Genomic DNA, 14009 nt, shown 5'->3' with positions numbered 1-14009 from the left:
GTAGCTTCATATCCTTCTGGGACTATTACATTATCTTGTGTACTAATTCCAACTTGCTTAAATCCTATTAGTGGCTGCTTTGAAGTAGCTAGTATATCAGAAGGTGAGAAAAACCCAGCATAAGCCAAAACGGCACCAGAAACTTTTAAAAAATTTCTTCTTTCCATAAAAACTCCATTTAATAAGTTATGATGGAATTATAAAATTAGCTTGTAAAATTTTTATGATATTTTTGTTAAAAATATGTAAACTTAAGATATTTGGATAAATAAAAATAAAACAATCAATAATTATGATAAATTTAAAAACTAATTACTCCAAAACTGCCCTATATTCGCATCGCTTACAAAGCATCTCAACTGCTTTGCCATTTTTAAATCCCTCTATAATATTTCTAGCCTTTGATGAGGTTAAAATCTCATTTAAGCTTTGAGTTTTAATATCTCCTAAATTTATATCAGCATTTGCATCTATGCAGCATGGTACTACTATCCCGCTACTTTTAAATCCAATATGAGATGAGAGGCCATGGCAATATTTTTGTATATTTTGCCCTTTTGGCTCTCTCCACTCAAAATACTCTTTGAAATTTAAAAATATCTTATATCCTAAGCGAACTCTACTATTTTGATAATCAATCTTAACGCCAAAAAACTGCTCAAATTTACTCTTTATTAGATGAAATTTATCTAGATTTACCATATGTTTTTGCACTCTAAAATTGATAAAAATTTCACTATTTATAGCGCTTTTAAATTTACAAAACTCAAGCAAATTATCTATATAATCATCTTTAAATTTAGCATTTTGATCCAAAAACGCACTTAGGGAAAATGATATTTGATGAACCTTACAAAGCATGTTAAAATCATGCTTTGTAAGATATTTACCAGTTGTAACTAAATCAATATTAAAATTACTATCAAGAGCTAAATTTAAATAAAGATTTAAATTGGCATTAGCCAAAGGATCACCTAAAAGATGTAAGCATATAGCTTTAGTTTTGTCTTTTATTTGAGCTAGAATGCTTTTATAAACTTCAAGGTCCATCGCACCAAATTTTGCCATATTAGGCGATGGACAAAAGCTACACTCACATCCACAAATATCGCCAATTTCTATATAAACTTTTTGAAATTTACCCACAATAATCCTAGATAAAATATTTTGCCGCTTCGCTTTTATCGCATTTTGTAGCCTCTACAATTTTATTGCCTATTTTAGCTTTATATACTACATTTGGTTCGCTTTTACAGTAGCTAATTGCTAATTTTGCAGCCAAAGCCCTATCTGCGTCACTTGCGTTTTTATCTACAAAACTATGCGCCCCTATAACGCCTTCATAGTTTATACTATCCATCTTTTCTAACTCTAAAGATTTAAGTTTTTCATTATCATTTTGATCACGGCCTATTATCATTTTAGCCCCATCAGGAAGTCTTAGGTGTCTGCCATATCTTAAACTTTGTAGATCATTTTCACTCATATTATTATCAAATTTGATAAAATCTCTAATTCTATTACTAAATCCTTCCATTGTATATGGACAGCCTCCACCAGGGCTCTCAAACTCATCAAATCCAAACTCCTTAGCCAAAGCTAGCTGAGCACTCCTGCCACGACCATTTAATCCTAACAATTTTTCTCTATCTACCCAGCCTTCACGCTCTGGCATTGTTGGCTTTAAAAGTTTAGCACATAGCGGCCTAAGCACTATATCATCTCTATCATCGGCTAAATTTTTGACATGTACCATCGCATCATTTCGCTGGCTCATTGGTCTTTGACCTACTACCTCACCGCTAATTACAAAACTAGCGCCATAATCTTTTAACATAGAAATTGCAGTCTTAAACATAAAGCCATGACAATCAATACATGGATTAAACTGCTTTCCATAGCCAAATTTAGGATTAAATAACACATCTTGGAGGTACTTGCTACGCACATTTACGCTCTCAAAACTAGCTCCAGCCATAGCTGCACGTCTAGCTAATAGCTCATTTTTCACTGGATCTGAACCAAATCCTATATCTATATTTAAAGCATGAACTTCAATACCTTGCATTGTAATTAATTTTATAGCCAGCATACTATCAAGGCCGCCGCTAAATAGCGCTAAACACTTTCTTTTCATCTTTTTCCTTTTAACATTGATATTCTTTTTTTACACTCTATTATCTCTTCAATTGTTAGATTACCACTTTTTAATAGTCCCTCATAATATCTTACCGCAAGCGGTTTAATAGCATTATGAAGCTCCTCATCGCTTCTATACTCTTCTAAATTTTGACTTAGCTCAAGCTCTCTTATATGCTCATTATTTTGACTTTGCGAGCCTACAACTGCTCTATATGTAGCTTTATCCTTAAATATTTCAACTCCATAATACTGCTCTACAATCTGGCAAAACTCAGGATTTTTAAGCATATTTTTTAAGATTGATAGCTCTGCAATATCCTTTTTTTCTATTAATTGACTCTTTTGGATTTGGCTATTTATTTGAGTTTTTGCTAAATTTGGATTATCGATTCTTTTTTCAATCTTGCTTAATCTAAATGAGCCTGGATCAATCTTTAAAAGCGTAGATACTAAAGGCACATACGCATCAGCTACAATCGGATTTAAACCAAAACTAAACTCCTGAATAGCTTTTAGTGCTTTTGCTATCTCAATTGGGGTTTTAGGGTTTAGATTTTGTACAAGCTGAGTTATATAAAACTCACCAAGCTCCACACCGCCACTAAGCATATCACGCAGCTCTTGATCTTTGCTACTAGCTACTAACTCAGCTGGGTCCTTGCCTCCACTTATTAAAACCACTTTACCATCTATTTGATGTTCCATAAGCAATCTTGCACTCTTAAAAGCTGCATTAACTCCAGCATCATCACTATCAAAGCTTAAAGTAACCTTGATATCGCCACGCTTTATAAGTGGAATATGCTTTTGTGTTAGTGCTGTTCCAAGCACTGCTACTGCATTATTAATTCCAGCAGCATGTAGCATAATACAATCCATATAGCCTTCACATATTACCATTGATTGAGATCTATAAATTTCGCTTTTGGCTTTATCGTAGCCATAAAATATCTTTGATTTATCAAAAATTTGGCTTTGTGGGCTATTGATATATTTGGCTGGGTTATCGCTAATTGTTCTCCCGCCAAATCCTACTAAACGCCCAAGATGATTATATATAGGAAAGGTTATACGATTAATAAAGCTAGCATAGTATCCACTCTCATTTTGTTTTATAGCACCAACTTCTAAAGCCTCTTTTGGCTCTATATTTTCATTTTGAAGCAAATTTAATGTATTTTGTGAAGCTGCCGCCCAGCCTAGTTCCCACTTTTCTATAATAGCATCAGTGATGGAGCGACTTTTTAGATAATTTATAGCTTCAGGATTTTTATACAAAAGTGTTTTATAATGCAAATTTAGATTTTCTAAAATCTTTTTATCGGTTTTTAGCTCATTTTTGCTACTGGTATATTCTAGGCTAATATTATATATGCTTGCTAGTTTTTCAATAGCCTCAACATAGCCTAATTTCTCATACTCCATAACAAATTTAATAGCATCTCCACCAGCTTTACATGAAAAGCAGTGATATATACCTTTGCTAGGACTTACCGACATTGATGGATGTTTGTCATTATGAAATGGGCAGACGCATACAAAATTTGCCCCAGATTTTTTAAGCGGTATATAACTACCTACAACATCAGCAATATCAACTATATTTTTTAAATTTTCTATACTATTTTTAGATATCATAAGCGAGATTATACATTGATTTAGCTATAATCGCTATTAAATTTAGCAAGGTAGTTTGGTTTGGACTTTTTTTTCATCGAGTATAGAGATCCTATTTTTGGGCTTATTGTGCTTTTTAGTGTGCTGCTTTTAGTAGCGATACTTAGTTATTTTTGGGGAGTTTTTTCTTTAAATGATCAAAAAAAGAGTATTGATAAGTTTGTAAATAAATTTCAACCTCAAAACCAGCTAGACCAAAAATATCAAGATATGCTAATTCGCCTTGATATTGATTCAGGCTCACTTAATGCACTTGCTGGAATTTTTGCTAGAAGCGGAGAGTTTAATAAAGCTATAGCCATTTATCTAATCGCCCTTCAAAAAGCGCTCACAAAATCTCAAAAAGAGTTAATATTTTTAAATTTAGGCAAGGCCTATTTAAAAGCTGGATTTATGCAGCGCTCTATAGAAGTATTTTTAGAAGCTATTAAGATTAGTCCTAAAAATATTGATGCGCTTAGTCACCTTGGGCTTGGATTTGAAAAGCTAAGATTACACGATAAAAGCCTAGAAGTGCTTGATGCATTACAAGAACAAGGCGTAGATGTCGCCCAAGAGATTGCCTACACAAAGGCGCTAAAGCTTAAAAATAGCCAGATGGAATTTGAACAAAAAGTTGCTAAAATGGCCAAATTTGCTAATGATTTTAAGCTAGTTAGTCGTATGATTTTAGAGCTTTTTATCATAAATGGCAAGGATGTAAATTTAATAAATATAAAGCCAGATTTAGCTCACTGCCTAGATATTTTATATCTAAATGATGCTGTTTTAGATGGCGATGAATACAAAGAATTATATAGCGCTAAAGGACAAAATCAAACTCAAATTAACAATTTTGAACTAAAACTACTAAAAACTGCTAAACAAAATAAAATAAACGCCACGCTAAGCTTTAGCTATGTTTGTAGCAAGTGTAAAGGAGCATATCCATTATTTTTCTATCGTTGCAATCACTGCGCACGACTTGGTAGTTGCGTTATAATTCCAAATTTAATAAAGGAAAACGATGAAGAGTGTATCTCTTTTTAGTGATGGAAGCTGCCTAAAAAATCCAGGTCCTGGCGGTTGGGCATATATTTTAGAGTTTGGAATTCACACCAAAAATGCTAGTGGTGCTGTGCCAAATACTACAAATAATCAAATGGAGCTACTAGCAGTAATAAACGGCCTAAAAGCATTAAAAGAGCCATGTAGAGTTAATCTCTACACTGATAGTAGCTACGCAGCAAATGGGATAAATATCTGGCTTGAGGGCTGGAAGAAAAAACACTATAAAAATGTCAAAAATGTAGAGCTTTGGCAAGAACTTGATAGCCTAATCCAAACTCACCAAGTCAAAGCCCACTGGATAAAAGCTCACGCTGGACACCCACAAAATGAGCTATGCGATAAACTAGCTAGAGAAGCTGCGACAAATTTACAAAAACAGGAGCAATAGATGGATAAACTAAAGCAAATTCAAGAGCGTCTAGGTTATAAATTCAAAAACTTAAACCTCCTTAAAGAAGCTATAACTCACAAAAGCATCAAAAGCTCTATAAATAACGAACGGCTTGAATTTTTAGGCGATGCGGTGTTAGATTTGATAGTTGGCGAGTATTTATATCATAAATTTAACACTCAAAGCGAGGGGGATTTAAGCAAACTAAGAGCCTCACTAGTAAATGAAGATAGTCTAGCCAAGATCGCTAAAGAGCTAAATTTGGGTGAGTTTTTATACCTCTCACCAGCTGAAGAAAACAACGGTGGTCGTAGTAAGCAAAGTCTAATAAGTGATGCTTTAGAGGCTTTAATGGGTGCTATATATTTAGAGAGCGGGCTAGGTATGGTTCGTGAAATTTTTATCAATTTACTTGAGAGAAATTTCACAGATATGAGCTTAAGCTCACTAACAAAAGATTATAAAACCGCACTTCAAGAGATAACACAAGGCAAAATCGGCCTAGCGCCAAAATATGAATTAATAGGCTCAAGCGGGCCAGATCATAAAAAAAGCTTTGAAATGGCAGTATTTTTAGACGGCAAAGAGATTGCAAGAGCCATTGGAACAAGCAAAAAAGCAGCCGAACAAGCTGCTGCACTAAAAGCTATAGATATGATAAAAAATATAATTTAAAGGCTAATTATGAATACATTTGGCAATAAGCTTAAACTAAGCACATTTGGTGAGAGCCATGGTGTAGCTATTGGCGGAGTGATTGATGGCTTGCCTTCTGGCGTGCGCTTTGATATGGAATTTATCCAAAATGAGCTAGATAAACGCCGCCCAGGAGGCAAATACGCAACATCTAGAAAAGAGAGTGATAAAATCGAGATTTTAAGCGGAATTTATGATGGATTTACAACTGGATGCCCAGTTGGATTTGTAATTGCTAATACCTCTCAGCACTCCAAAGATTATGATAATATCAAAGATCTATTTCGTCCAGGTCATGCTGATTATACATATTTTACTAAATTTGGCATTAGAGATCATAGAGGTGGTGGCAGAAGTAGCGCTAGAGAGAGTGCGTGCCGAGTAGCAGGTGGGGCATTTGCGGCCTTGTTGTTAGCTGAATTTGATATAAGTGTACAAAGCTGTGTAACGCAAATTGGAGATATAAAGGCTAAAGAGATTGATTTTGATTTTGCTAATTCTAGTGAAATTTTTTGGGCTGATCAAAATAACCAAGATAGCGCTAAAGAGCTAATTTTAAACACCAAAAACGCAAATGATAGCCTAGGCGCTACTGTTTTAACCATCATAAAAGGCGCCCCGGCTGGACTAGGTGAGGTGCTTTATAATAAGCTTGATGCTACTTTAGCTAGTGCGATGATGGGGATAAATGGAGTCAAAGGCGTAGAGATAGGCGATGGAATAAATGTTGCTACTATGCTAGGAAGTCAAAATAATGACTTTATGGATAAAAATGGCTTTAAATCCAATCACTGTGGCGGAATTTTAGGCGGAATTAGCAATGGTAATGATATTGTTATTAAAAGCTATTTTAAGCCAACGCCAAGCATTTTTAAAGCTCAACCAACAATAAATTTAGATGGCAATGAGGTTATATGTGAGCTGCGTGGCAGACATGACCCATGCATCGGTGTGCGTGGAAGCGTCGTAGCTACTGCTATGGCTAGACTAGTTATAGCTGATATGCTACTTTTAAATGCAAGTGCAAATTTAAATAATTTAAAGAGGATATACCAATGAGTAATAATTTTAGGGGGGGGGTTTATGAGATATTGTGATTTTTGCGTAATGCCAGATAGTAGGCCTGGGATTAAATTTACTACTTTAAACGATGGAAGGCTAAAGTGTAGCGCATGCGTAAATCACGAAAATAAACAAAAAATCGATTATAAAGCCAGATTTAAAGAGCTTGAGGCTTTATGTGATAAACACAGAGGCCGAAATGGATCAAATGATTATGACTGCGCTATTGCTGTAAGTGGTGGCAAAGATAGCCATTTTCAAGTGCATATAATGAAAGAAAAGCTTGGAATGAATCCTGTGCTTTTTAGTGTTGAAGATAACTTTACGATGACGCAAGCTGGTAAGAGTAATTTAAGAAATTTAAGTCAAGAGTTTGGTTGTCATATAATCTCTTTAAAGCCAAATATTAAGACACAAAAAGCATTAATGCTATATACATTTGAAAAATATGGCAAACCTACATGGTATATCGATCGCCTAATATATAGCTATCCATTTGCTATGGCGGCTAAATTTAATACTCCACTTTTGGTATATGGTGAAAATGTAAGCTATGAATATGGCGGACATGACTCAGCTGAGACTCCAAGTGCTAAAGATATATTTTTAAATGGCGTAGCTAGCGATATAGATCTAAGTGGAGTGGATATAGACCCAAAAGATCTACAGCTATTTTATGACCCAGCTAGTTCAAATTATATAAATAATCTTGAGCCAATATATCTAAGCTATTTTATCAAGTGGAACTCATATTCTAACTATATTTTTGCAAAAAGCAGAGGTTTTAGCGATTTAAAAAGCGAATGGGATAGAACGCATACAGTTGAGGATTTTGATCAAGTAGATACTATAGCATATACTGTACATGCATGGATGAAATATCCTAAATTTGGCCATGCTACGGCTACAGATTACGCCTCTAGACTAGTGCGTTATGGACTAATGGATAGAGCCAAAGCCATTGAGCTAGTTAAGGAGAGAGACCACGCACTAGATCCTAGATGCGTAGAAGATTTTTGTAATTTTATAGGCATTAGCAAGTCTAAATTTTGGAAAATTATAGAGAGTCACTATAATCTTGATATATTTACTAAGAATGAATTTGGCGAGTATAAGCTAAAATATAAGATAGGTTAAATTTGAATTTAATATATATTTTTATAATCAAACTTTACAACAAAGGAAAGCTATGAAACATATCAAAAGATTAAAAGATATAGGTATTGCCAGTGGAGTTGGTGCTATAATGGCCTTTGGTTTAGCAGGCTGTGGTGGAGAGAGTAGCTCAAGTGGAGCACAAGAATCAGCAGTCCAGCAAGCTGTCCAAAAGCAAGGCGCAACAGTATTTATCGAAAAAAATAGTGATGGAAGCTATAAGATTGCTGATGAGTTTCCAAGCAATGAGACTAGAATATTCTTGCGTGAGGCTGGCGTTGATGGTGCAATGAGCGAAAGATTGCTCAGTCAAGCTGAAATTGATAAACTCCTAGCCGAAGAAAATGCCAAAATCGATGCTGGAACCAGTAATTTAACTAATGCAAACTTAAGCAGTGGAAGTGGTGGATTAGGACTTGGAGAGGCTATACTAGCTAGTGCGGCTGGAGCGATAATAGGAAGCTGGATAGGCTCAAAACTATTTAATAATCCAGCCTATCAAAACAGTCGCCAAGGCGCATATCAAAATCCAAGCGCTTATAATAGAAGTGTAAATAGCTTTAACAAAGCTGGTACTGCTAATACTGCAGCAGGAACTCCAAGATCTAGCAATACTGGTAAAAGCGGATTCTTTGGCGGGGGAAGTGGTAGTGGCTCAAGTCAAGCTACTGGTGGATGATTTAAAAGGATTAAAATGCAAATCAGCAACCAAGCTAGCGCTGCGCTACTAAATATAGCAAAAATTGGAGTCAGTTTAAATCAAAATGAGAAATTTGAGCAAATTTTAGAGGCGCTAAGTTCAAATAATTTAGATAGTTTAAGCAAGAGTGCAAATTTAGATAATCTAGCAAATTTAAATCTAGATAGCCAGTTAAATCAAGCTATAAATTCAGCTCAAAATATGGCAAATAATGATTCTAAACTATTTGCTACATTTGACTTTATGCAAGCAATGAATCAATTGCTATATGGCAATCCAAGCGATGCTGAGCGTTCTAAACTGCTAAGCAAGATGCAAAAGATTGCAAATAATATTTAAAACACTACTAAAAGCTTAAATAAAGCGTAGCAATTTTTTAGTGTTATTTACTAAAGATTGTTACGCTTTTTACTGCTTAAAATGCAGATATTTTATGATTTAAACTAAAAAGGATAAAAATGGATAACTCTTTATCAGCTTACCTTACAAAATACGATACACAAGGCTACGGTTTGCAATTCCCAGATGGACATGTTATTAGATTTTATGAGCGGATTTTAAATTTTGCACTACAAAAAACTAGTGGAAATTTATTAGATTTTGGCTGTGGTAATGGTGTTCATTCTAAATATTTTGCACAGCGTTCGGGGGGGGTATTAGGCCTTTTGGTATCGATATCGTACCAAGTCTAGCTCAAATTTGGCATAATGACCCACTCATTTGCGAACAAGATTTTCATATTATCTCACCAAATGCTTCATTTTCTCATCTTTTTACTCAAAAGATGGATTTTATCTTTGCTAATCAAAGTCTTTATTATCTCACAAAAGAAAATTTTGCTACTACGCTTAAAGAGCTTTATGATATTTGCAACGATGGTGCGATAATATTTGCTACAATGATGGCAAGTGAATGTTATGACCTCTACCAAAAAAGCAAGCCTTTGCCAAATGGTCTAACACATATCCAAGGAACTCCAACTAATAGAATGAGCGAAGACTCATATATTAGATTTACAAGCGATATCGATGAGTTAAAGGCTGATTTTAGGCTATTTGAGCCGCTTTACTGGGGCGATTACACACCAATAAATCTATATAATTTTGAAGGTAGCTCAAGGCATTTTATATTTATTGGAAGAAAATAGTTTTTACCTTAAAGCAAATTTCAAATATTTTTATGCTCGTTTTGCTATTTTGCAAAAACGAGCAACACAATCGCTAATAGTCATAAAACCTTAATAAAAATAAAGCTTAAATATCAAATTTAAATGCTATAATTTCCAACTTATAAATAATAGCACAAAAGGATTAAATTTGAGACTTAAAAAGATTAAACCACTTGATAATAGCTATTTAGAAAGTATTGGATTTGGTTGGCATACTGACCTTGATGGTAGTAGATATATCGCTGATGAGCTAGTTACTATCACTCAAGATGAAGCCGAGGCATTTTATGAAGCGACAAATGAACTATATGATATGTATGTAGCAGCTGCTGAGTATGTTATTAATAATGATCTATTCCATGAGCTTGGGATTCCATTTAATCTAGTTGATACTATTAAAGCTAGCTGGGAAAATGATGTTCATTGGCACCTTTATGGTAGATTTGATTTAGCTGGTGGCGTAGATGGCAAGCCTATTAAATTAATTGAATTTAACGCTGATACACCTACGAGTCTTTTTGAAACAGCAATAATACAATGGGCGATGCTTAAATTTAATAACCTAGATGAAGCAGCTCAGTTTAATGATATATATGAGGCTTTAGTAGAGAATTTCAAACGCCTTGTAACGCTTGAAGAAAATACTAGCGCATTTGATGAGTATTATGAGGGTTGGAAAATTCTCTTTAGCTCTATAGCTGGAAGTGTTGAAGATGAAAATACTACAAGATTGCTAGAATCTGCTGCTAGAGATGCTGGATTTGAGTGTGATTTTGCCTTTGTTGATGAGGTGAGCTTTGATGATGAAAATGGGATATTTTGGAATGAGCAAAACTGGGAGTATTGGTTTAAACTAATTCCATGGGAGATGATTGCCATTGATGAGAGCGACCTAGCGCTAATAATCAAAAACATCATTAAAAACCAAAAGGCTATAATCTTAAATCCAGCCTATACTTTATTATTTCAAAGCAAAGGAATTATGAAAATTCTATGGGATTTATATCCTAATCACCCGCTACTTCTTGAATCAAGCTTTGAGCCATTAAAGGGCAAAAAGCAGGTTAAAAAGCCATTTTTAGCCAGAGAGGGCGCTAATATCTCTATAATAGAAAGTGATGGCACTATATCAGCACAAAATGGCGGAGAGTATGCAAATGGGAAATTCTTATATCAAGAATTTGCTGATTTTGCTAAAGATGAAAGCGGTAATAGCTATCAAGCTGGAATGTTCTTTGCTTTTGAAGGGTGCGCCCTAGGCTTTAGAAAAGGCAAAGATATAATAGATAATTACTCTAAATTCGTAGGGCATATAATAGAGTGAAGTTAATAGTTGCTATTAGCGGTGCCAGTGGCGCTCACCTTGGAATCAAGCTAGCAAATAGTGCAAATTCTCTAGGCGTAGATACTAGCCTGATTATAACTCAAAACGCTACGCTATCTATACAAAAAGAGAATTTAAGCCAAAAAATTGATAGCAAAATTCAAATTTATGATATAAATGATATTAGCGCAGCCCCAGCTAGTGGCTCAGCGATGTTTGATGCTATGATAGTTGCACCTTGTTCTATAAATACTTTAGCTAAAATCAGCTGTGGTATTAGCGATAATCTCCTTTTAAGAGCAGCTGCAGTAATGCTAAAAGAGCGCAAAAATTTAGTCCTAGCTGTGCGTGAGACGCCATTAAATGCTATATCATTACGCCAGATGGCTGAGCTTGCTAGTATTGGCGTTGAGATTGCTCCGCCAATTTTAGGATATTACACTCAGCCTAGTAGCATTGATGAGGCTGAAAATTTCATAATAGCTAAGTGGCTAGATAGCTTAAAAATCAAACACAATCTAATAAGGCGATGGAATGGATAATATATTTAATAAAAATTACAACCACCAAGTTGACCCAAATGCAGTCAAAGAGTTTCACCAAGCAATCGATAAAGATATAAGAGCAAATGGCGGAACAACACTATTTATAAATAATATAATTGCCCTTTGTCAGATAAATTTCAACCTAGCAAAGGCGGTTTATGACTTAAAAAATAATAGTAAATTTGATGTATTTGCTGGCAAAAGTAGCCTAGATATTAATATAATCAACACTCACACTAAAGAGCCACTTTATAGCGGCTCGCCAGCATCTCACACTAATGATATGCTAATCAAATTTAAAAAAGAGTACTCCCTTTATCCATCGCTATTTTTCTATGGTCTTGGTAATGGCAACTTCTACAAAGCCCTACTAGAGAATAAAAATCATAAAAAGATTATAGTATTTGAGCCTGAGATTGAGATATTTTTTATAGTACTTCATCTAAATGATTTTAGTAAAGATATGCGTGAGAATCGCTTTGTGCCACTTTGTACTGGATACTTAAATGAGTCATATCTACATATAATTTGTGGTTCAAAAGATGTTATTTATAATGTTCGTAGTTATGATTTTCATATCTATAATGATTACTATGCTAAAAATTATGAATCTAGCGCAAATGCTATAAATAAAAGCCTTCTAAACACTCAGCTTTTAGATATCAAATCAGCTGGGAATTCAGCCGAAGATACCCTTACGGGGATGAAGCATGTCGTAGCAAATATGCCACATTTTTACGCTAATTATAGCCTAAAAGATATTTTAAACCTAAATACTAACCGCAATAAAACCGCCATCATAGTCTCTACTGGGCCTAGCTTAACTAAGCAGCTTGAGCTTTTAAGAGAGGTTGCCCCATATGCTATTCTTATCGCTGCTGATGCCTCATATCCGATATTAAAGCTTAATAACCTTAGGCCAGATTTTGTTACTACAATGGAGAGAATTGTTGAAAGTGGTGAATTTTTTAATTCTAAAGCGAGTGAATTTGATAATGGTATAACCTTTGTAGCTAGCTCACTTATCCATCCAAATACCATCGGACTTTTAAAAGGCAGAAATGCGGTTTTTGCTCATAAGCCACTTAAATTTGAGTACTCCTTAGGCGAAGATAGTAAAAATTATATGTGTAAAGGTCCTAGTACGGCGCACTTTGCACTTGATTTAGCTATAGAACTAGGGTGTAAACAAATCATATTTATCGGGCAGGATTTAGCAATGGCTAGCGATGGCACCACGCATGCTAAGGGAATGGTATTTGGCGAGACCTCGCCTACTATCGCCTCTAAAGAGTATGCACCAAATATCACAACCGTGCTAGGCTATGGCGGTAAAACGCAAGTAAAATCTATTAAAACTTGGGATCTGTTTAGAGATTATTTTGAGGCAATGATTGATGCTTTAAATGGCTATACGGATGTAAAGGTATATAACGCTACTGAGGGTGGTTCTAGGATTAAAGGAGCTATTGAGATGCCATTTGCTCAGCTTGTAAGCCAATTAATAGGTGCTGGAATTAAAAAAGAGCTAATAAAACCAGAGCCTATTTCACCTGCGCTCAGTCAGCAAAAACTAAGCGAACAAAGAGCAATAATAGAGAATTTCATCAAAGTTGGCAAGGATAGACAAGCATTAATTACTGAACTATTTAAGAAAATTAGCAAGCTAGTAGAGAGTGCTGATAAGGATTTAGCTGCTAACAAAGAGCCACGATATGCTAAATTTTATGAGCTAAAAGATAGAATCGAGCGACTAAAGGCAACACTACAGAGTGATAAAGTCTTTAATGATGTCTATATGTATACCGCATATAACTTTTGTATTCATCAAGAGCTAGAATTTATGGTGCTAATGGTAAAACCTGAAAATAATAAAGGCGAACGTGATAAGAAAATTTTTGAATATGTACGCCAGCATGGGTATTACTTTTTTAGCTTGGCTGGAATGGTAGAAACTACGATTGATACGCTACAAACAGCACTAGATGGGTGGGATAATTAATTATTTGTTATACTAAATCACCCTATAAGTTAGGGTGATTAATAATTTATTATGCCGGAAAAAATCGCCTTATATTCTTTTAATTTTAATTTGTATT

15 protein-coding genes are annotated in these 14009 nt (G+C 34.8%); 12 read left to right on the top strand and 3 right to left on the bottom strand.

Annotation, left to right across the window (positions count from 1 at the left end; genetic code table 11):
- Window positions 1-312 precede the first annotated feature (312 nt).
- The 3 genes from J6V67_RS01180 to dnaG are packed head-to-tail and all read right to left on the bottom strand — an operon-like array spanning window position 313 to window position 3780.
- The gene (locus J6V67_RS01180; RefSeq protein WP_291857452.1) at window positions 313-1146 is read right to left on the bottom strand and encodes an SPASM domain-containing protein; all 834 of its coding nucleotides are present in this window, start codon (window positions 1144-1146) and stop codon (window positions 313-315) included.
- 7 nt (window positions 1147-1153) lie between these two features.
- Window positions 1154-2137, bottom strand: coding sequence for an ATP-binding protein (locus tag J6V67_RS01175; RefSeq protein WP_291857450.1), 984 nt, complete (start codon window positions 2135-2137; stop codon window positions 1154-1156).
- Entirely contained in the window at window positions 2134-3780 is a 1647-nt protein-coding gene (gene dnaG / locus J6V67_RS01170; protein WP_291857449.1) for a DNA primase, read from the bottom strand. Before dnaG ends, J6V67_RS01175 begins: the two co-directional genes overlap by 4 nt.
- A 60-nt stretch (window positions 3781-3840) precedes the next feature.
- Between dnaG and J6V67_RS01165 the strand changes: the two genes are divergently transcribed.
- The 12 genes from J6V67_RS01165 (at window position 3841) to J6V67_RS01110 (ending at window position 13912) form a co-directional block, all read left to right on the top strand.
- The gene (locus J6V67_RS01165) at window positions 3841-4848 is read left to right on the top strand and encodes a hypothetical protein (protein ID WP_291857447.1); all 1008 of its coding nucleotides are present in this window, start codon (window positions 3841-3843) and stop codon (window positions 4846-4848) included.
- Complete coding sequence (gene rnhA / locus J6V67_RS01160) at window positions 4826-5257, top strand: ribonuclease HI (RefSeq protein WP_291857444.1); 432 nt, start codon at window positions 4826-4828, stop codon at window positions 5255-5257. Before J6V67_RS01165 ends, rnhA begins: the two co-directional genes overlap by 23 nt.
- Window positions 5258-5935 (top strand): ribonuclease III, encoded by a 678-nt coding sequence (gene rnc, locus J6V67_RS01155; RefSeq protein ID WP_291857442.1) that lies wholly within the window; start codon window positions 5258-5260, stop codon window positions 5933-5935.
- 9 nt (window positions 5936-5944) lie between these two features.
- Entirely contained in the window at window positions 5945-7015 is a 1071-nt protein-coding gene (gene aroC / locus J6V67_RS01150) for a chorismate synthase (RefSeq protein WP_291857440.1), read from the top strand.
- Window positions 7016-7039: 24 nt separating this feature from the next.
- The gene (locus J6V67_RS01145; RefSeq protein WP_291857438.1) at window positions 7040-8155 is read left to right on the top strand and encodes an N-acetyl sugar amidotransferase; all 1116 of its coding nucleotides are present in this window, start codon (window positions 7040-7042) and stop codon (window positions 8153-8155) included.
- 52 nt (window positions 8156-8207) lie between these two features.
- Window positions 8208-8852 (top strand): UPF0323 family lipoprotein, encoded by a 645-nt coding sequence (locus J6V67_RS01140; protein WP_291857435.1) that lies wholly within the window; start codon window positions 8208-8210, stop codon window positions 8850-8852.
- A 15-nt stretch (window positions 8853-8867) separates the two neighbouring features.
- On the top strand, window positions 8868-9212 hold the full coding sequence (locus J6V67_RS01135; RefSeq protein ID WP_291857433.1) for a hypothetical protein: 345 nt from the start codon (window positions 8868-8870) through the stop codon (window positions 9210-9212).
- 119 nt (window positions 9213-9331) lie between these two features.
- Complete coding sequence (locus tag J6V67_RS01130) at window positions 9332-9565, top strand: hypothetical protein (protein ID WP_291857432.1); 234 nt, start codon at window positions 9332-9334, stop codon at window positions 9563-9565.
- A gap of 92 nt (window positions 9566-9657) precedes the next feature.
- A complete protein-coding gene (locus tag J6V67_RS01125; protein WP_291857430.1) occupies window positions 9658-10020 on the top strand; it encodes a methyltransferase in 363 nt (120 codons plus the stop codon).
- A 169-nt stretch (window positions 10021-10189) separates the two neighbouring features.
- Window positions 10190-11365, top strand: coding sequence for a glutathionylspermidine synthase family protein (locus J6V67_RS01120; protein ID WP_291857427.1), 1176 nt, complete (start codon window positions 10190-10192; stop codon window positions 11363-11365).
- A complete protein-coding gene (locus J6V67_RS01115; protein ID WP_291857425.1) occupies window positions 11362-11907 on the top strand; it encodes a UbiX family flavin prenyltransferase in 546 nt (181 codons plus the stop codon). Before J6V67_RS01120 ends, J6V67_RS01115 begins: the two co-directional genes overlap by 4 nt.
- Window positions 11900-13912: a 6-hydroxymethylpterin diphosphokinase MptE-like protein gene (locus J6V67_RS01110; RefSeq protein WP_291857423.1), complete on the top strand. Its 2013-nt coding sequence runs from the start codon at window positions 11900-11902 to the stop codon at window positions 13910-13912. The genes J6V67_RS01115 and J6V67_RS01110 overlap by 8 nt, the downstream gene beginning before the upstream one ends.
- The last annotated feature ends 97 nt before the right edge of the window (window positions 13913-14009 follow it).

Source organism: Campylobacter sp., from assembly GCF_017646085.1.
GTDB lineage: Bacteria > Campylobacterota > Campylobacteria > Campylobacterales > Campylobacteraceae > Campylobacter.
Note: the sequence above shows the minus strand (reverse complement) of the source record. Positions and strands in the feature narration are given on the sequence as shown.